The sequence below is a fragment of the Vibrio sp. OPT18 genome (genome assembly GCF_015163615.1).
Classification (GTDB): Bacteria; Pseudomonadota; Gammaproteobacteria; order Enterobacterales; family Vibrionaceae; genus Vibrio; species Vibrio coralliirubri.
On sequence record NZ_JADDYK010000049.1, the window covers coordinates 69732 to 89649 of the forward strand.

Sequence of the window (19918 nt, forward strand, 5' to 3'; positions counted from 1 at the left end):
GTTGATCCTGTTCCGGTAGACCCAACACCAGTTGAACCGCCAGTTACTGAGCCGCCTGTCGTTGTTGACCCATCGGTGTTTATCATATGGCAAGCGGGCGTTAGCCAAGTGAGTAACGGTGATAAAGTGACGCATAACGGCAAGTGCTTCGTAGCTAAAAACGGCCCGGGTGTATGGGAAAGCCCTGTTCAGTCGAATTGGTTCTGGGATGAAATTAGCTGTAATTAATAGTCTGAATATTGAGGAAGTGACTTAAGTTACGAGTTCAGTCGTACGACCATAATGATATAAATAATCAAAAGCCGAAAGTTTCTACTTTCGGCTTTTTTTCGTTTCGAACTTGGCTATCTAAGGAGGGGTATTGGTCTATTTGGCTATGTTGAAGCGCAATTAAAGACTAATTATCCAGTTAGAGGATAAAGTTCTGTACAAATGGTGGTTGTGAATTTATATTCAAATTTAATTTATATTTATTCTCTTTATTTTAGGGTTAAGGTGTACCTATGGAACAGACAGATATCACGTCACTCATCCCCATTGTGATTACTTTGGTGTTGTCGTTGGCGACAAGGAATGTGGTGATTGGCCTTTTTGCTGGTGTGCTAAGTGGTGTGGCAATGCTGGCTGGCATGTTTAGCGAACTAAATCCGCTTGATACGTTTGGTACCATGGTTAAAGGTTACTTAGTCCCTCAACTTACTGACAGCTACAACGCTGGCGTGATTATGCTGTTGGTATTCATCGGAGGCTTTGTCGCATTGATGGAAAAGTCCGGTGGCGGCGTCGCGTTTGCCAAGCGAGTGACTCAGTGGGTAAGCAACAAATGCCAAGCTCAATTGTCAGCATGGTTGGGTGGAATCGTTATATTTTTCTCAGATTTAGGCACCCCTCTAATTGTTGGCCCTGTTTTTCGTCCTCTTTTCGATAAACTGAAACTTTCTAGACAGAAGCTAGCATTCATCATTGATTCAACCTCATCGCCGGTTGCGATCCTTATTCCTTTCATTGGATGGGGCGTTTACATCATGAGCCTGATCCAAAAAGAGTTTACGGCGCTGAATATCAATATGTCTGACTGGGATGCGTTCATTGGTGCAATTCCTTTTCAGTTCTACGCATTCCTCGCGATTTTCATCGTTCCGTTAGTGTCCGTTAAAGGTTTAGACTTTGGACCAATGGCAAAAGCCGAGCGTGATTGCCAAGCGGGAATTAACTCTGGCGTGAATAACGAATCACTAAATCCGTTCTCGCATAAAAATGCAAAGGCATCTTTTGTTTGGGCACCGTTGTTAGTGATGCTGGTGGTGTTATGTGCGATGTTAGTTCCTCAAGGCTTCCCGTTCCAAAAGGTCGCGGGTTCATCGTTCAGAGCAGCTTTATCATCGGCTTATTTCTTTGCCGCGATTACCTTGATCTCGCTAATGGCTTACTACGGTGTAAGAAAACTGTCTGACGGTGTTTCTGTGTACTTAAAAGGCATGGGAAATATGATGCCGGTCGCGATCATCTTGGTATTGGCTTGGGCGTTAAGCACCGTCGGTAAAGAGTTGGGCGCAGCCGCTTATATTGCCGAGCAAGCACAGAGCGGCTTTCCATATTGGTTAGTGCCTGCGGTCGCTTTCTTGCTGTCTGCCATTATTTCATTCGCTACGGGCTCATCGTGGGGAACCTTCGCGATAATGATGCCATTGGTTATCCCAACCGCGATTGCGATAGATGCTCCGCTTCTTGTCGCAATTGGTGCCGTGTTATCAGGTGGCTTGTTCGGTGATCACTGCTCACCGATCTCTGAAACCACGATTCTTTCTTCAACCGGGGCAGGGTGTGATCAGTTTGAACACTTTAAGACACAGCTCCCTTACGCATTAATGAACGGCTCTATCGCTTTGGTTAGTTTTGTAGTGGCAGGCTTTACAGGAAGTGCTTTGGTTGTGTTAGGCGCTCTTGTTGCTCAGCTTATTCTTGTAACTCTGTTAGCCAAGCGCGACGCGAGTAAAAACGCTTCTTCAGAAGTTCAATCTCAAGTGCCTGAATCTAAACCACAACAAGCGTAATTTGAGATTACAAACGAGGGATGAGATTCCAGATATCTCGTCCCTCAATTCTGGAATGACGATTCAATGGGTAGATACGGGATACGAGTAAACGAGTAACGAAAAGCTCGCCCTCTGTTACCTACGTTTGCTATTACGGGGCGCTTATTCAAATCTAAAGACTCTTTTCGCATCCCGAATCTCGTTACCCGCATTTTTTCATATGCATATCACTAACCCAATCTCAACATGCTCTCGCATCTCAAATATCGTTTACTCGCACCAACGTAAACCACCGTCATTCCCTACAGTGAGGAACGAACGTGATAGGGAATCTCTAGCGTTTATCGTCGGTGTTCATATCGAAGAGGAGATTCCAGATATCTCGTCCCTCGATTCTGGAATGACGATCTAATGAGTCGATACGTGACAGGGAATTCGTTTACTTATAGGTTCTATGAATTAATTCGCGTTGTTATGAAACTAATTTTCCATAAGATCATTTACACAATCTTAGTTTTCGATAACTGGATTACCTAGTTGTACGGTTTATAGATTAAAATTTTCTGATAACTTTTATCGTTTTTTTTTAATCAACCACTTTAATAAGGTAAATTCGCAATGTCGACCAAACTAGCTAACCCAGCGCCACTAGGCTTAATGGGTTTCGGTATGACCACTATTCTTCTTAATATCCACAACGCAGGTTTCTTTCCAATCGATTCAATGATTCTTGCTATGGGTATTTTTTACGGTGGTTTGAGCCAAGTTATCGTGGGCACAATGTGTTTCAAACGTGGTGACACGTTCGGTACAACTGCATTTACTTCTTACGGCCTGTTCTGGTTGTCTTTGGTTGGTTTGATTGTAATGCCTTACATGGGTCTACCAGCAAGCCCTGCAGCATTCATGGGTTGGTACCTACTACTATGGGGCATCTTCACAGGCTTCATGTTCATCGGTTCTCTATGCTACCCAGTGGCTAAGCAAGTAGTATTCGGTTCATTGACTATCTTGTTCTTCCTACTTGCAGCTCGTGATTTCACTGGCAGCGAACTAATCGGCACTATCGCTGGTTTTGAAGGTATCTTCTGTGGCGCTTCAGCTATCTACTTTGCAATGGCACAAGTAATCAACAACGAATACGGCCGCACAGTACTGCCTATCGGTGAGAAGAAAGCGCCTCAAATGGCAACACAAGAAATCGCTGCTTAATACTCTAACTCGGGAACAGTTAGTTTGTTATAAGCCATTTATTGGTTATGAATAAAACAAAAGGGGTTAGCCGAAATGGCTAACCCCTTTTTTATGCGTTATTAATAGCGCTATTCTTTTAAAGCGATCTATTTGCTAAGGAAAGCTTAAGCTGAAGGTTGCTCTACAGGTTTAGTGTCTGCAGATTCTGCTTCAGGAGACTTGCCTGTTTTACGCTTGTACTTCTCTTCCCAGTAAGTTGCACCTTTAATGCCTAGTTTTACAGGGTTGAATGTGTACTCAGTTACGCCTTGTTTCTGCTGTTCTTCGTAGTCAGCTAGAGCTTTAAGCGCAGGCTTAGACATGAAGAAGATGATCAGAATACCAACGATGTTTAACCATGCCATCAAGCCAACACCAACATCACCCATTGCCCATGCAAGGTTCGCTGTTTTAACTGTGCCATAGAAAACTGCAGTGATAAGAACAAGCTTAAGTACGAACATCATGCCAGGGATCTTGATGGTACGACGTAGGTAAGCAATATTCGTTTCTGCGATGTAGTAGTATGCAAGAATCGTTGTAAATGCGAAGAAGAACAGAGCAAATGCGATGAATGGCTTACCAATGCCTGGTAGTGCACTTTCAATAGCAAGCTGTGTAAATACAGGACCATTCGCACCAATGTTTGCTGCTAGGTTCTGAACAAGGAACACACCTTCAGCGCCGCCATGAACGTTGTAAGCACCAGTGATGATGATCATGAACGCTGTAGCAGAACATACTAGAAGAGTATCGATGTAGATAGAGAACGCTTGTACCAAACCTTGCTGAGCTGGGTGATCAACACTTGCAGCAGCTGCCGCGTGAGGACCAGTACCTTGACCCGCTTCGTTTGAGTAAACACCACGCTTAACACCCCAACCAATTGCAGCACCGAAGCCTGCCATAGGTGTGAATGCATCACCAACAATCATTGCGAAAACAGTTGGCACTTGGCTGATGTTTAGCAAAATGATAACGAACGCGATGATGATGTAAGCCAATGCCATGAAAGGAACAACGATCTGTGTGAAGTTCGCAATACGTTTAACACCACCAAAGATGATGAAAGCAAGGATGATAGCAACAACAGTACCGGAGAAAATTTTAGCGAAACTGAATGTACCGACAGCTGTTTCAATCATGTCACCTGAGCCAAATGCAGCTTCTACAGCATTACCGATACTGTTTGACTGAACACCTGGAAGCAAAATACCACATGCAAAAATAGTCGCGATAGCGAAGATCCATGCGTACCACTTCTGACCCATTGCTTTTTCAATGTAGTAAGCCGGACCACCACGGAACTGGCCTTCGTCTTCTTCTTTGTAGATTTGCGCTAGCGTAGATTCTGCGTAAGCAGTCGCAGCGCCAAAGAAGGCTACAACCCACATCCAGAATACGGCACCTGGGCCACCGAAACCGATAGCGGCAGCAACACCAGCAATGTTACCTGTACCGACACGGCCAGATAGCGAAACGGCTAGAGCTTGGAAAGACGAGATGCCTTTTGATGAGCTTTTACCCGATAGTAGCAAGCGCCACATTTCAAAGAAGTGACGGATTTGAACAAATCGAGTCATGATGGAGTAGAACAAACCTGCACCTAAACATAGGTAGATAAGTACTGGGCTCCAGATTATTCCATTCAAAAAATCAACGAATGACTGCATGAGTATTTTCCCTGTTAGTTTTGCTTATGATTGTTTTTCGAACAACACAATACTTCACTTGTAACCTGAGTGTTAAATTATTTAACTGCGCATTAGGATTACTGTGACATAAAGCAAGTTATAGAGGGTGTTTGTTAATGCTTAGTGCTAATTCGATAATCCTTCCATTTAATCGCCTATGCAACTGCACGAATTTGTTGGCATTTTTAAGAGTGAATAAATATTGCGTAGAGTTTATGGACTGTTTTTACATGGAATTGTTACGGAATATTTCCTAATCCCCGTTCGTGAAATGGGTCGAAATTCGCTTTTACTTGTATTGAGTAAATTCTATTCGCCTTCAGAATGTTAATGTTTTTTATATACTTATGGAGCATTTATGAAGATATTTTATTGTTTAATAATGGGGTGTTTACTGTTAACTGGCTGTGGGGGGGGCAGCGGAGGTGGTAGTGATGGCAGTACTGGTTCTGAAGGGGGGAGTTTTAGTGGGCTGCCCGACCCAGGTGGAACATTAAGTGAAGACTATGATGTGAGCCAACTTCGAGCGCAAGCAACGTTTTCTAATAATACTGTTACAGATGCAAGTATTGTTGTGACATTAAGCTATGAGAAGGATGCAACTCGTCTTATGTCTCTTACTGGGCTTGATGAAATCGAAGTTTTGGTCGACGGAACGCTAGTTGCCTTAACCAATATCTACGGCTCGCTATACTCTTACGATATGCCAACTTACGCCGCTACTTATGAAGTTATTTGGAAGCGTGATGGTGAGGTAGTTGCTGCAACTAGTTTTGATGGACAACCCTCTGCAATTCCATTGACTAGTACTTATGATGGCAGTGGTTACAATTACGCTTGGACTGAAGATTCTGAGGTTGTATACCGATTCGTGATCCCCTCGCTTTCTTGTCTTAATTCTGAAGGTGTTTACGAAACTTTCCACCATTGGGAAAATGATGATTTAAGTAAAAATGTAGTAACCGGAGGAGCATATTACGTGCCGCTTAGTTTGTTTAACAATTTTACTGAGGAAGAATTAATAAGTAATTACCAGACATGTGATATATCGATTGATATCACTGGTGAGCACAAAGAAATTAATATTAATGACTCCAATAGCTTAATTAAGGGGATTGCTATGGGAGCTGGAGTGTCGTTAGAAACGATATTTTAGCTAGTTTCGTGACATAAGGAGTAAGCTCACAAATTACTTACTCCTTTTTTACTTAGGGGGAGTGATATCTAATCATCGGTACTATGTATCTTGTGAATCCAATTCAGGTTTCGCTGCGCCTCTAAACGAGCCACTTCGTCATCAAGCTCTGCTATTTTTTCTGCCATGATTGCGTGACAGCGATTGGCCAGTTCTCTTGCATCACTAAGCTTGTATCCGGATACATCGATAGGTTCCAGCATCTCGGTGATCACAATGCCATTATTGGCTCGATTAAAGTCAATCTTATTGTGTGTGGTGCTGGTACACATCGGGGTGATAGGCACGCCAGCTTCAATCGCCATTCGGAAAGCGCCCGTTTTGAATGGCAGTAGTCCACGCCCTTTACTACGGGTTCCTTCAGGGTAAACCCAAACAGACAGATCTCTCTGGTGAATTGCTTCAGCCACTTGTTTGATGGTATCGCGTGCTTTGGACTTGTCTTCGCGGTTAATCATGATGTTACCGGTGATCCAATACAGCAGGCCAAAGAAAGGTACATACAACAAATCGCGCTTGCCCAATGAAACAGTGCGTGGTCTTAGCATTCCTGGGTCGGTTACAAAGTCCAATATGCTTTGGTGGTTAGATATGTAGACGCTGTTTTCTGGTGTAGGCGCATTATCTAGGCCGCGCTGCACCAGTTTTACACCGATGATCTTTTGGAGTTGGTTGAACCAACGACAGAAAACGTACACATGCTTGGGGTTCTTGGGGCTAAACAAGCAGTAAACAAAAGCACATAGAGTGGTGAAAATAATAAACACCGTAGCCAAAATAATACGAAGAACAGCAAGCACAATTCACTCCTTACTCACCGCAGATGGCAGTGATTAAATAGTTTTAGATGCTTGAAGTTTTCACTCTATTTAACCGAATTGCAACAATTAACTGTGATAGGGAGCAATTTTTAGATCTTTATATAAAACAAGGACTAACAATGGGTGTTTGACACAGTTATCGAGCTTACACGTGTTCACCAGTAATGGATTATGATCACCAATACTGTTTATTTGGATCCGATTTTTCTACCCATTCCGGATCTTGGCGCGATTCCAAGTAGAGTTGTAGGCCGTTATAAGACATGAAAGCTGCAGGGCCGCCGAGGTGCTCGAAATAGTCAAAATACTCATCTTCGAGAGCACAAAGGTGGGCTAAATCTTTAACCTTGTTAGCCAGCGCCCATTGAATGGCAAATACAGGCGCTATTGAGCCTGAAATATTCACCTCTTCGACGTTTGGGTTAAACATGGAATTAGCTTGCTCAAGCAGTATCTCTTCTTGTTCAGACTCTTGTTGCAGTACCTCTTCGACGATCTCCGAGCGCTTGGTATTAGAAACACTCTTGTTCAACTTGGCGATTCGCAGTGCGTAGCTAAATCGGTCTGATGAAACGATGTCGACAAGCTGCGACAACAGCTCCTTGTCTACGCCCGCAGCCTTGGTGAAATAATCGATACATGAATTGATTGAGGCATAACGAGTACCGTCAAACTCAAAGCCACTGGTTTCGTCGTATACCTCAAGTGGGATGTCATCAACCGACAAAGGCCAGCCTTTGTAATCGACGCGTTGCTTGGCGATTTGATACATCTTCCAAGCGCTGCGTCCAAACCCACCAAGTGTCGAGCCCGAGAAATCAGAATCAATAAGCTCTTGCTCCGTCCAGTTCTCACCGATGCCAAGGTGCTTAGCGTACTTGTCTATCAGAGTGTGTTTTATCTGATCGCGCACAGACCAAATTGAGGTCAGATTCTTCGAGTAGTTAATTCTCGCACACTCATTACAAGCCGGCAGTGCTATCGGTGAATGGCCTATCTTGGCAACAGCCTGCGCTGTCTTAGGGAATTCAACAACGTTACTGGAAGGTTCACCACAAAACCAACAGGTGTGGCGCAGGTTGAATGGGGTATCTATGTGCGAGTATGTGTTAACTGTCAATTTTGAACCATCATGTGTCATTGAGACTGATCTTGTAAATGTGTACTGATTACTTCAATTTCTATAATTACAGTAACCATGGCTTGATGTTTACCAGTGTTAGCTGATAATTCTTGGGAGTCAAAGAGAGTTTCTTATTATCCTCGTAAATATCTAAGAACTTGAGTGAGTTTTTATAAATATTCTTATTGTAGTTATCTGTACTGTGATTTTTGATGGGGAATTCTATCCGTGAACGATATGGGTTTTATAATACTTAGTCAACCATCCGTCGTTTATAATTAACATATTTATCAATATTAATTCTGGGATTGTTTGAAAAATTAGATAACCTCTCAAAATCAAACCAACTTTAAGATTATCCCCCTGTTTTAGAACAATATTTTTGTAAGTTTACGAATGGATGTGGTGACATAGAAGTTTCGACGGCGATATCTAGGGGATAATAATTATAAGAAATGAATTTAGTCAAATTTTAATGTTAAGTAAGTGATCTATGTTCTTCTGAAAAATGAAAATATGATGCGAATCTTAAAAATTAAATGTTATTTATGGTGTGTTGTCTATGTTTTTACATAACTTGTTGATTATTAAATATGACTTTGGTTTAATATGCGTAATTTTGATTTCACAATAGAGTAGAGCATGGCCGGTGTTGGTAATCGATTAAGAGATAATAAAATATTTATTGTTTGTGTGTGTGTTTCATCCCTGATTGCCTTAGTATTTATTATAGGAATAAAAAAACTAGGTTTCCCTGATTCATTGGATAAGGTTAGCGATGCTATAGCTAGTTTAACTAGTGCTTTAGCATTTGTGTGGGTTGTTGGTGGTTTGTTTATTCAACAGTCTGAATTAAGTTTGTCTCGAGATGAATATACAAGGTTACGACATAATTCTGATGATGAAAACTCTTCAAATAAGATACAAATGACATTATCAACGTTAGAGCATTTAATTGATGTATTTGACAGTATTAGTGATAATATATTTTCCGTTTTTATGTCTGAAGATAAATATAAGAAGATTCCTAAGTATTATAAGATACACTCTTTTTGTGAATTGTGTATGAAGTCTCAAAGTAAAAATGATACACACTCTTTAACAGAACTGAGAAGGATGAAAAAGCTTTATGGTCCTGTTTTGAATAAATACCATAGCGTTTATGAAGAACTTAGCTTATATATTTCATCCATCGAAAGTGATCCAAAGAAGTTAAGTAACATGAATTTTTTAAGTAATACTGTTTATTCAGATGTAATGAATAAAATACAGGTTTCTTCCGAAAAATCGAAAATAATATATGAGATTATTAATGAAAGGTGATAGTGAACGTTGGTCAGAGTTGTCTCTTTCTAAGAATATTCCAATGGAAATTTTGTTAGAAAGTTTACCTTCACAAGCCGCCATTTATTCTTTTGAACATGACTTTCGATTGGATAGCTTTTTCCAAGAAGTAAAAAACGAAGATGATTGGTGTGATTTAATTTTGAGTAGAATAAATGATGTTCTAAGTTTATCACATGGAATATCAAGAAAAGTAAAAGTTGGTGCATATGAATCATTAGAAGTTACGTATAGTGGAAGCACAAAAGGGTCATATCTAACAAAAGAGACATTACTGAGTGTTATTGATGTCGATGAAGGTTTTCCTGCTAAATTAATAGATTTTATTAACTCTCTTTCTTCAATCTCTCCATCTCTGTATATAGGAGAGACTAAATGCTTGAAAGCGAGAGTTAAACAGCACTTAGGTTCTGAATCCTCTTTGTCAATCAGATTAAAAGCTGAGGGCATAGATTTCGACAGGCTTAAAGTTAGGTATTTAGTTTTAGAGGATGAACTTTACGAAGAGGGCGATGAGTCTAGTGACGATATTGAGACTGAAACAATAGATTTCTTCGGGTTGGATCTTGATAGTAATAAGAAAAAAGAAGAGATTAACTTACCTTTAAAAATATTTGAAGAAATAGCAACTAGATATACAAAACCAAGATTCGTAAATAAAATTGGCGAGCAACAGATTTAGAAGAGAATAATATGAATGAATTTGATGATGATCTATATGAAGAGAAAAGTGACCAGTGCTACACTCCGACTAAGGCTGTACTTAAAGGTGACTTTTCAGTTTCCAATTATACAGTTCCTTACTACCAAGCTAACCTTACGTTGGAGGAGATTCATCGTCATTTGAAGCTTGTTGAAGATATGCCATCAGAACACCGGCACAAGTGGTCTTTGGAAGAACTTTTCCAGCGTGATATTAATTGGCCCAGAGTTGAAGAAGATATTGTAGTAAACTATTTAAAAAGAAAAGAAAAAAGGTCATTTTTTAACTCTTTGACAGTAGCCCTTCTTCCTATGAATAATGATGGTAAGCTAGGTAGAGCATACAACAAGCTTGATCTTTCGCCACCTTCAGAACCGCCTTTTAATATAGATAAATATGAAGTTACACAAGTCGGTGGGGTCCAAATAGCCTCAAATGGAAGCTCTTCCAATATTCAATATTTGAGGTGGGATGAAAAAAATATATTTGCAGCTACAATTGACGGACAACATCGTCTCGCTGCTTTGAAAAAATTTTTCGAGACATCAAACTTAAGTTTGAAACAAAGAAATACTAGAGTTCCGGTTATATTTTTAGTTTTAGATTCTCGTGTTGGTTTTGATATGCCTAGTATTGTGGGTAACCATGATGATAATCCATTATTATCTGTAGTTAGAGAGGTTTTTGTTGATTTAAATAAGCATGCGAAATTAATATCTAATGCAAGACAGATTTTATTAGATGATCAAGATCTTGAATCAATATGTACTCGAAATCTATTAGTTGGGAAAACTAGAGAAGAATTGCCTGATAAACTTCCACTTGGTTTAGTTAACTGGAAAGATGATTCAGTTAAGTTTGATTCAGGATCATATTTTACTTCGGTCAGTGTTTTACATATGGTGATAAAGGATATCTTATCAATAAAATATCCCGAAGATCCTTTAGATGAAGATCATGTGAGAACATTCTCTAAAAGTGTAGAAGATAGTCTATTTATTTCTGATATTATCTACAAAGGAGAAGGGGAAAATTCTTCAATATATAAAGGTAAACGGAAACTAGAAGAGTATTGCTTAGATAAAGTTACATTGGATGAAGAGCCTATAAAAATACTACCGTATGAATATTCATTAGCTGCAGTCGATTCATTCAACTTACATTATAAGCCTTTAATATATGGTATCTTTAGCAAGTTTAAACCATATAAAGATTTTTGGGAGTTAACAAGGGAAGTTGGTGGTGTTGATGGAGAGCTTGCGTTTTATAACAGTTTGAGTTTATCTGCACAGAAAAACCAAAAAAATAATATCTGGTCAGAAGATGAATTTGAAGGATACGTTAGACGACCTGAGAGTGAATTAAGTAGCTTTAAGAAGGAGCAATGGGCCTTTATGGTCGTTTGGCAAAAAGCATTACTTAAAGCAACAAAGTATGCATATTTTCAATCTTCATCCTTGGAGGGAGAGCATATTGATCCTGAGGGTTTCTTAGATCATTGGATTTCATTCCTAAATGAACTTTATGAGAAAGAGATTTTTAACATAAATTACATATTATCTCCGAATACGACACACACATCAGAGCGTGTTGAAGGTCATTTATGGGAGGGTATTAGTAAAAATCCTGTGACATTGACAATTAAATACTCGAATACTGCAGTCAATAAAATTCAGGATACGTTAATTTTATTTTGGTATTATAAAAAATCTAATGCTACATCACCCAGTGAATTTATTGACATAATTTCAGACAAGAATTCATTAAAGAAATATCCTGGAGCGAGTAAGTTGCTAAACTCTATTGCTAAAGCACTAGTGCCCGTTGCTAAGCATAGATTTTCATTGATAAATGAAGAGGAGATAAAGGTTAACTGCAGAGAACGATTGAAGTTAATCCTTAGTCAGCTCGACTACAAATAATATAGATAAAACGACAGGCTCCTAGTGTAGCCTGTCATCTTTTTACTTGTAACAAGTCACACAAGCACCACCGCCTTCATCGAGGTCGTACATCGCATCCATGTCTAAGGTGTCGATTAGCATACTTTCATCAACCATAGCGTGCATACCTAAACGACGTTTTCGTTCGCGAGCTTTCTTCTTCTCGAAACGCTTTTGAACCTTGTCGTGGTTTGCCTTAATTTGTGCAATACGTTCAGGATCTTCTAATGACTCTAGCGGTTCGTTAGGGCCCATCCAAAAAAATGTTTCACCATTCGCACTTGTTTCTGCTCGCTTCTCATAAGATTTTGCTTCAGCAAAAGCTTCTGGGTGTCGTTCCATAAGACGAACCCACTCAATTTTACGTTGGAAGAAACAAAATGTGCATCCTGAACGAGAGCGCCACTCATAATATTTTGGCAAACCGAGTCCTGCGCTATCAAGAATATCAAGTACGCCTTGCTTCTTAATACCGTCATCAGCAAAAGGCATTTTTATCTTCAAGTACTTTTGACTTTCATTCGGGCGGTAGCCGTCCCGCCAAGGTTCATCAGCACGAATGCCTACATAAGACACTACTTCATACCCTTCGTCTAAATAAGGCTTAATCCACTTTTCAAATGGTTCAAGCTTCATACGAATAGTGCACCAGCGTTGCTGTCCTGCAGGTAAGAAATTGTTGTGCTGTTCTAGCCAGTAATCAAACCCTTTTTTATCATTTATATGAGATATTGGTTTGCCAAGAACAATTTCTAGTTGCTCTAGATAATCGTAAACTTCTGGTAGTTCTTTTCCGGTATCAGTAAAGAAATAATCGATGTCGATCTCAGGGTAATTTCTTGCCATGTAAACCGCTAGGGCAGCACTGTCTTTGCCACCAGAAAGCCCGAGAACATGTTTAACTTTACGTTGTTGACTCATGATTAATACCTATTCATTTAACCTTGAGCTTCCAGTGCTTGTTTCAATAATGTTTGTAAAACATGTATGCGCTCGAATTCATCCATTTCTAATTCTTTTAAGGTGTGCTCTACATGCTTAATTCTTTTATCGGCATTGGCTTGCTCTACAATGCGAACTTCTTTTTTATATGACTGTAGTTGACCGTCATTGCCTTCCAGGACGAGAGATACTAATTTAGTTTTTATCTCTTTTACCTGATTATCTGGCGCTGTATCGGACGATTTAACGACGCTTAAGAAATCTTGAGCAAATTCACTAATCTTTGTTGATGCAGTAAGCAACAGGCCTTCATTCCAACTTTGCTTACCACGGCCAATTACGATCTGAATCATGCTTTCTAGCCACTCAAGTAGACCATCTTCGCTTTTTCCTAGTTCTCGAGCAAAAGCTTTCAGGCGAATATCTCCCGCTTTTTGTTCAACTAGCTGGCACATAGATTTAAGTTCTTTTCCGCTCTCAGGGAATAATGTTTTTACCTTTTGCTTGATATCTTTGAGCATCAACTCGTGCTTGCTACGCAATACTTTGAAGTGATGCTCCAATACATCTACTTTTTGAGTAAACGTAAGCTCACTTTTAGGATCGAGGTATTTAGGTAAATCTACAATCAACAAAGCATGAGGATCGTTAGCTTGCAAGAACAGGTCTCGAACTGAGATTAGCTTCTTATTTTCAGTATAATCAGCGTTGAAGTCGTGCGCGTTCTTAACCCAATTAGGTAAGTTGTGCATAGTTGTAACTAACGGACTAGCAACAGATAAAATATTATTCGTTACATCTCTGTTAGTTTCAGCTGCGGCAAATGAAGCTAAAAATTGCAGCCACTCTTGCTCTGATTTATCTAAAACAATGAATTTAACGGCTAGATCTTGTGGCGACTTAATTAACTTATGTACATAGTCAACATCAGGCTCTGCGATAAATGCATATTCACCACCAAGGTCTTTTTCATAAAAAGCAACTTTATCACCGAGTGATTTTAAGAATGCGAGTAAGAAAATCGGTGTAACACCTTGCGTAATCCCATAAGGTGTTTTGCTCCATAGAGAAACTATTTCTGATAAGCGAACGTTGCGACCTGAGTTTGCTATCAAGTAATCACTTGCGGCATCGAATAGGGCTTTTAGCTTCGGGTCAATATTAGCATCATGGTGCCAATGTTTTTCATTTTCAGCTTCAAACGTATGAATAGCTGTATTTTTTAGGCAGCTAATATACATAGACATCTCTGGTGGATGACCAGTAATCCCCAGACTCTCTTCACCTTCTTGATCTAACATTGCTTCAAGCAATTTCTTTAGAGCGGAGACAGCAGTACCTGATAGCTTATTACGGTTCACAAGCTCGTTCATTATTACTGGAGTTGCATTGAATACTTTTTCTGCAGTGTCACTTACGATAGTACTCAATGTCTTTGTGTCACTTCTTTGCCCAAAACAATACCAATCAGCATTACTAAACGCCTCATTGATTGCATTATCTAAAGCAATTTCGGCATTGATCAAGCGACCATTGTACTCTTTTTGAGCGACATTATCGTGCTGTAAAGTTGCGCCGATCTCCTTGTCTGATTTTATTAACTCAAGCGCATATAGTTCTTTTGCAAGGGCGGTAATTTCATCAGAGCTCTTAGCGCCCGCTAGGATGAGGGTCGGATATTGTTTCGATACGTCTTGTAGTTTTTTTTCATTAGTTTGGTTTAGTAGCAAAACCAAGTTTGCAAACTCACCTTTACGCTCGGCAATTAGGTGTTGCGCAAATTCATCATCAAAATTGTCAGAGATAGATTGCTCAGCCCAACGCAAAGTGCCGACTTTGTGGTAGTAACCTTTTGCAATAATCTGCTTTGAGAAAACAATATGGTTAATGGCTTCGTTACTCGTACCTTGCTGCTCAATTTTCTCTTCGATTAAACTTGGAATATCTAGGTCAGAGCCTTCAAAGACGACCCATGAAGACAAGTGCTTACGGTAGATGATACAGGATGCATTTTTTAAACTGTGTAAATATTCATCCAATTCTTCCTGATCATGTACGTTTGAAGCTGCGAGCAGCATTTCTTCTGTTGCGGATAAGTTTGCCGGTTTTCCAAATAGAGTAATGAGTGCAATAGACTTCAGAATCTCAATTGCCTTCTCTGGTACTTGCTTTTTAGTTGCTTGGCGAATTGATTCTGTAGCTGCAGCCCAACCATGACCATCCGGAGAACCAAGGATTGCGTGTTCTAAGTTTACCTCTAGGTAATCCCAAAGGTGTTCTAGAGTATACCGAGCATCACGATTTACATTCTCTTTCAGAAACATCTGGAAGCTATTTTGCTCATGGGAGTTTAAGAAGCTAAACGTACTACGCTCGTTCTGACTGAATCGGCGCTTTGAAATTGGTCCAAGAATTAGAGCCGTTAAAGGGTGCAGAGGTACACATTGCTCGAGGCGCTGTTTCAACTGTTTCTTACGATCAGATTTATTTTTATCCAATGCTTCCAGTACTTGCTGGACGACACTATCATCTGAGTTGTCGATAGACTCAGAATGAGTGATAGACTTACCTATTAAAGCAACGGTTTCATCCGTTGAAACATTGTAAAGAATGTCATTATAACGACCTTGGATCTTCCCCCACTCTTCTTGGAGTTTTGTGCCACGATCTTTCGCGTACTCACTAAATGCTTGGTGAAGAAGACCAACAAAAATTACAGGTGTATCAATTCGGCCTAGTACCTCGGCTAAATCTTGAAAAAGATGAAGTTCACCACGATTCTTGTTTATGAACTCAAGGCTCTTCCCCATTTCATCTGCAAGTAGCAGTACGCCATCAACCAAGGTATTAGCTTCTGTAAAAAGTGATTCCCAGGTTTCTATTAGATGAGATTCACTTTCTATTTCAATTTTGCTGTATTTGTTATGCAGTTGTTTTGTTGCAGAGTGCTCTAAAAGAGCATCAAGCGTTGCGTCCCAAAAGGTATTGACTGGACTATTTACACCACCCACAGAGCGGATTTGTAGCCAACCTTTTGAATAAGCGATACTTTGAGCAAGTAAGTCTTTTGAGTCTTGGTTAATAACTTCAAGTGCCGCCTTACGCATCTCAGCACTTTCGTGCAGCAAACCGGTAAGAAGCAATGCTATAGTAGATTTACCTGAACCATACGGACCAGTTAGTGTGTAAGCACTTTGACTTGTCTGTGAGTATTGTCTAAAGAGAGTCTCTAAGGCAGACTGCGCTGTACCGTGATATACTAATCCTTGAAAAAATTCAGGGCTAAGATCGCTATCAATACGTGTAGAACGTTGTTGTCTGGTTGCAATCGAGTATTGTTTGTTAAGCGTCACGTCTTATTCCCCGTGATAATAGTTTTCTAGGAACATTGCAGGATCTACTTGTTGTAAATCTTCAAAGTTATGTTGAACTTGTCTTAGGCCTTGGGTATCAGTCCAAGCAATTTTACCCTTACTTAATATCTCTAGTTCGTCTAGCTTTTCACTCAATCCACTTGTGGTTAAGCGGAATACGCGGCCCGGAGAACCTACATCGTTTAATAGCGAATCGAAAGATAAGGTATTGTTATTGTTGATTTTGTTACCATCGCTATCGAGTTGTTTTCGCATCATGTAATCAATTAAAGCGTATCCAAATACAGCAGTAGGTAGAGACTTTTGTAGTGACAATTCTGCACGGTAATCTTTAGCAGACTCTTGAGAAATAAGGCCTAACTCAGTGAAAGGTGAAGTAAAGCTATCTTCGTTGACTTTCGTTGCGGCAGTTGTTTTAACCGCGTACATTTGAAAAAGACAGTCAATGTCTTTTTTTAAAGTTGCATCTGTAACAGCTCGCTCTTGCTCTTTCGCTTTTTCGTGATTTTCTAAAGAGAGCTGAATATCTTTAGAAAGCTGCAATTTATCGACACGAACTCCATTGAAGTAGTTAAAGAACCAGCGAGCAGTATTGAGTTCAGCATTTTGAGAACCAATTGATTGCATCAGCCAGTGAAGTAACCAAACAGTTCCTGTTTTGTCTAAGTACTCATCGAATGCGTTGTTCCCTACAAAGAGTCTTTCTGCAAGTTCCGTTAGTTTATAGGTTTGCTTTTTTTTATCAGTGCATTCAACCAAGTTCAGCACACGAATCCAATGTCTGACAGAAAGAACCATGTTTTTACCCATGCCCATAGATACCATCTGTTCTTCTATATTCTCTTTACTAGATAATGAGTTACCTTTAATAACCTCTTGAATTATCTTGTAAATCCAACCATATCTAATCGGGAAGGTTTGATGCCCTGAGAACTTTAGGACGTTAGACTCGATGCTCAATGTGAATACCTTGTAGTGTTAATTGGAGATTTTATCCAAACAGAGTTGAGATTGTATCAGATAGACGCTTAGCAACATAGGAACAAAGCTTTAATTGATGCTTTATTCATACGATAACTAATTTATGGTATATCGTACATGTGGCTGTAGATATAGAAAAGCTTTAATGCTATAAATGGAGGTTTGTTCTACGTATCAGTTATCTAGGAAAACAAAATGCAAAAGTCTCTAGACATATTTAAGGCAGAGCCTCAATCAGTGTTTGATGTAGTTTGTGAACGTAAAAACACGGGCTTTTATATGCCTGCTTATCAGAGACCGTATTCATGGGAAGAAAGTCATATTAGAGATTTGTTTTCTGATTGTGAGAATGTGTTTAGAAACCTTCTTGAATCACCTGATGCGATAATTTTCCTTGGTTCAATCTTGAGTGTTGATGATAGTTCTGCGCAGACAATTTATCCCCTAGCTAAAAGACATCAGCCTACTCATATAAAGCTAATCATTGATGGACAACAACGCCTTTCAACGTTGATGTTAATAATTTTGTGCCTCAATGAAAGGTTGAGAATGTTATTACCTAGCCTGAAGAAAGCTATCGACTCAGAGCAAGATGATGATGTCAAAGATGTTCTTGATGAGCTGCGTCAAGTTGTATCTCAATTGGAGATTGACACTTCAAACACTGCAGTTGAAACAACTGCTGAACATGAAGTTTATAAATACCTTCCGAAAATTATTCGTTCGCAAGTAGATTGCTGGGGAAGAAATGAGAAAAACAACAATATGATAGTCCTATTTCCGAGTTGTTGTCTTCCTATCAACGTCATATTGTCGAGCAGCGTGATAGCTCCGTATTTAAGCCTTTAGATTTATCTTTAATGAGCTCATCTGCAAAACGCGTAGTTAACAATGTTAAGGAAATCAGAAAGCAGCTTGACTGTGTACAAAAAGGTTTTGAATTCAAATTACCTGGTGGTGAAGTTGAAGAAAAGATCAATATCAGCGATCTAGTCGGTGTTGAAACATTGGATACGTGTTTAGATTTTCCTATTGATGACGATTTAGAAAATGCCGCGGAAGCTCATCCGAAAGTAGCCGAGGTTATTTATGTTGCTGCATTTGCAAAGTTTTTACTTCATCGCGTTTGCCTCACTTATGTTGAAGTAAATAATGAATCTTATGCTTTTGATATGTTTGAGGCATTGAACACTACTGGGGAGCCGCTTACTGCAATTGAAACATTTGTTCCTAAGGTGATTGAGCATATTGGCAACAAACGCAGAGATGGTGCTTCAGAAGAAGAGTTAGAGATATCTATGGAGACTCTCAACTCCGTTACAGAACGTTTTGAAGATATCATCAAGAGCAAAGAAAAAAATGATAAAACTAAGGCGTTAATACTGGCTTTTGTTCGTGCTTATGAAGGCAAAGTAAAAGTTACAAGCTTGAGAGACCAACGTGATGCTATGCTAAAGAGTTACGAAAATTGTCACTATAACTCTAAAGATCAGTATTTAACTCAGCTCGCAACTACTGCCGATTTTTTGTTTGATCATTGGCAAGCGCCGGTACCTGATGTCGCAGGGATGGTTGACTCCAATGAACTAGATATTGCGAACCTCTGTCTTCGTTATCTTGTCGACATGAAACATGACATAGTTCAAAGTTTATTAGTGCAGTTCTTACTAGTTGATCAAAAATTTGATGCAGTTGGCACTGAGAATTCTGACTTTGCAAAAGTACTCAAGGCCGTAACTGCGTTTAGTGTACTTTGGCGAGCCATGAGTGGTGGCGCTGATGGCATTGACGGAGTATACAAAAAGTTACACGAGCGCGGAATGAACCCAGGTCAAAGTGAGTACCAACTCGGTAGCGGCCCTATCACATCTGAACGCTTTAGTGCTGAAGCAATTAAGTCTTTTTTTAGAGACGAGTTAGAAGCCAAGATTAGCTCAAAAGGTTCGCCGAAAGAGTCGGTAGATGAAAAATGGCTTGATATTTGTTCTAAACAACAAATCTTAACTAAGCCAAAGAGTATCAAGATGCTGTTGTTGGCAGGTATGCATGGCATTGAACTTAATGGAGTCGATCATGAGGTATCAGATAAGGTAAGTACTTTTTTCTTGACGACTATGATGTGGGAAGTGATTTCTGGTAAAGATACCATTAAGAAGGTTTTCAATGGCGGTTCGACTGATGGTTGGAGTGATGAGAATATTGCAAACCCCGAAGAGTATAACAAGATTGGTAACGTGTTAATTGATGCTCGAAATGGCATTTCAAGCACCACCCCTCCATCTTGGTATAACCTAAAACAACATATGTTACAGGCGTTATCCAACGATTCTATTAATAATATTGATGATATTTTATTAGCAGAGGGTGAAGTGTCTGACGGACCTAAGCGTAATGCATCGATATTGATGTTGGAGAAAAAGTTTGTAGATATAACATTCGCAGAGCAGTGGACAAAACAGCAAATCAATGAAAGAAGCGTATTACTTCTCACGAATGCATGGCGAAATCTCACTCTCTGGCTGGATTAGG

The 19918-nt window shown here is 39.7% G+C and carries 14 protein-coding genes and 1 pseudogene; 9 read left to right on the plus strand and 6 right to left on the minus strand.

Translation table 11 applies throughout. The features are described 5' to 3' along the window. From IQQ51_RS27035 to IQQ51_RS12535, 3 genes and pseudogenes are all read left to right on the plus strand, one after another. Nucleotides 1-228, plus strand: a pseudogene (locus IQQ51_RS27035) (carbohydrate-binding protein); the annotation flags it as partial. A 275-nt stretch (nucleotides 229-503) separates the two neighbouring features. Further along, nucleotides 504-2054, plus strand: coding sequence for a Na+/H+ antiporter NhaC family protein (locus IQQ51_RS12530; protein WP_193841238.1), 1551 nt, complete (start codon nucleotides 504-506; stop codon nucleotides 2052-2054). A gap of 600 nt (nucleotides 2055-2654) precedes the next feature. Continuing rightward, nucleotides 2655-3248 carry an acetate uptake transporter gene (locus IQQ51_RS12535; protein WP_010440610.1) on the plus strand — a complete coding sequence of 198 codons (594 nt, stop codon included), beginning with the start codon at nucleotides 2655-2657 and terminating at the stop codon, nucleotides 3246-3248. A 146-nt stretch (nucleotides 3249-3394) separates the two neighbouring features. On the opposite strand, the gene IQQ51_RS12540 is transcribed toward IQQ51_RS12535, so the two are convergent. Next, a complete protein-coding gene (locus IQQ51_RS12540; protein ID WP_193841239.1) occupies nucleotides 3395-4942 on the minus strand; it encodes an alanine/glycine:cation symporter family protein in 1548 nt (515 codons plus the stop codon). 379 nt (nucleotides 4943-5321) lie between these two features. Between IQQ51_RS12540 and IQQ51_RS12545 the strand changes: the two genes are divergently transcribed. Beyond that, nucleotides 5322-6119: a hypothetical protein gene (locus IQQ51_RS12545; RefSeq protein WP_193841240.1), complete on the plus strand. Its 798-nt coding sequence runs from the start codon at nucleotides 5322-5324 to the stop codon at nucleotides 6117-6119. A gap of 68 nt (nucleotides 6120-6187) precedes the next feature. Here IQQ51_RS12545 and IQQ51_RS12550 read toward each other — a convergent pair whose 3' ends face one another. Then, nucleotides 6188-6958 (minus strand): 1-acylglycerol-3-phosphate O-acyltransferase, encoded by a 771-nt coding sequence (locus IQQ51_RS12550; protein WP_193841241.1) that lies wholly within the window; start codon nucleotides 6956-6958, stop codon nucleotides 6188-6190. Between the two features lie 196 nt (nucleotides 6959-7154). Further along, nucleotides 7155-8120 carry a hypothetical protein gene (locus tag IQQ51_RS12555; RefSeq protein WP_193841242.1) on the minus strand — a complete coding sequence of 322 codons (966 nt, stop codon included), beginning with the start codon at nucleotides 8118-8120 and terminating at the stop codon, nucleotides 7155-7157. A 624-nt stretch (nucleotides 8121-8744) separates the two neighbouring features. On the opposite strand from IQQ51_RS12555, the gene IQQ51_RS12560 reads away from it, so the two are divergent. Genes IQQ51_RS12560 through IQQ51_RS12570 form a run of 3 tightly spaced genes read left to right on the plus strand, consistent with a single transcriptional unit; the run spans nucleotide 8745 to nucleotide 12071 of the window. After that, entirely contained in the window at nucleotides 8745-9425 is a 681-nt protein-coding gene (locus tag IQQ51_RS12560) for a hypothetical protein (RefSeq protein WP_193841243.1), read from the plus strand. Further along, nucleotides 9415-10128, plus strand: a complete 714-nt coding sequence (locus tag IQQ51_RS12565) for a hypothetical protein (RefSeq protein ID WP_193841244.1) — start codon at nucleotides 9415-9417, stop codon at nucleotides 10126-10128. The genes IQQ51_RS12560 and IQQ51_RS12565 overlap by 11 nt, the downstream gene beginning before the upstream one ends. Nucleotides 10129-10139: 11 nt before the next feature. Beyond that, the gene (locus tag IQQ51_RS12570; RefSeq protein ID WP_193841245.1) at nucleotides 10140-12071 is read left to right on the plus strand and encodes a DNA sulfur modification protein DndB; all 1932 of its coding nucleotides are present in this window, start codon (nucleotides 10140-10142) and stop codon (nucleotides 12069-12071) included. Between the two features lie 42 nt (nucleotides 12072-12113). On the opposite strand, the gene IQQ51_RS12575 is transcribed toward IQQ51_RS12570, so the two are convergent. From IQQ51_RS12575 to IQQ51_RS12585, 3 genes are read right to left on the minus strand one after another with little or no spacing between them, the layout of a single operon-like run. Next, nucleotides 12114-13013 carry a phosphoadenosine phosphosulfate reductase family protein gene (locus IQQ51_RS12575; protein ID WP_193841246.1) on the minus strand — a complete coding sequence of 300 codons (900 nt, stop codon included), beginning with the start codon at nucleotides 13011-13013 and terminating at the stop codon, nucleotides 12114-12116. 17 nt (nucleotides 13014-13030) lie between these two features. Next, entirely contained in the window at nucleotides 13031-16387 is a 3357-nt protein-coding gene (locus IQQ51_RS12580) for a hypothetical protein (protein WP_193841247.1), read from the minus strand. A gap of 3 nt (nucleotides 16388-16390) precedes the next feature. Beyond that, a complete protein-coding gene (locus IQQ51_RS12585; RefSeq protein ID WP_193841248.1) occupies nucleotides 16391-17368 on the minus strand; it encodes a DUF4007 family protein in 978 nt (325 codons plus the stop codon). A gap of 216 nt (nucleotides 17369-17584) precedes the next feature. On the opposite strand from IQQ51_RS12585, the gene IQQ51_RS27040 reads away from it, so the two are divergent. After that, the gene (locus IQQ51_RS27040) at nucleotides 17585-18238 is read left to right on the plus strand and encodes a DUF262 domain-containing protein (RefSeq protein WP_228012835.1); all 654 of its coding nucleotides are present in this window, start codon (nucleotides 17585-17587) and stop codon (nucleotides 18236-18238) included. 11 nt (nucleotides 18239-18249) lie between these two features. Then, complete coding sequence (locus IQQ51_RS12590) at nucleotides 18250-19917, plus strand: hypothetical protein (protein WP_228012836.1); 1668 nt, start codon at nucleotides 18250-18252, stop codon at nucleotides 19915-19917. The last annotated feature ends 1 nt before the right edge of the window (nucleotide 19918 follow it).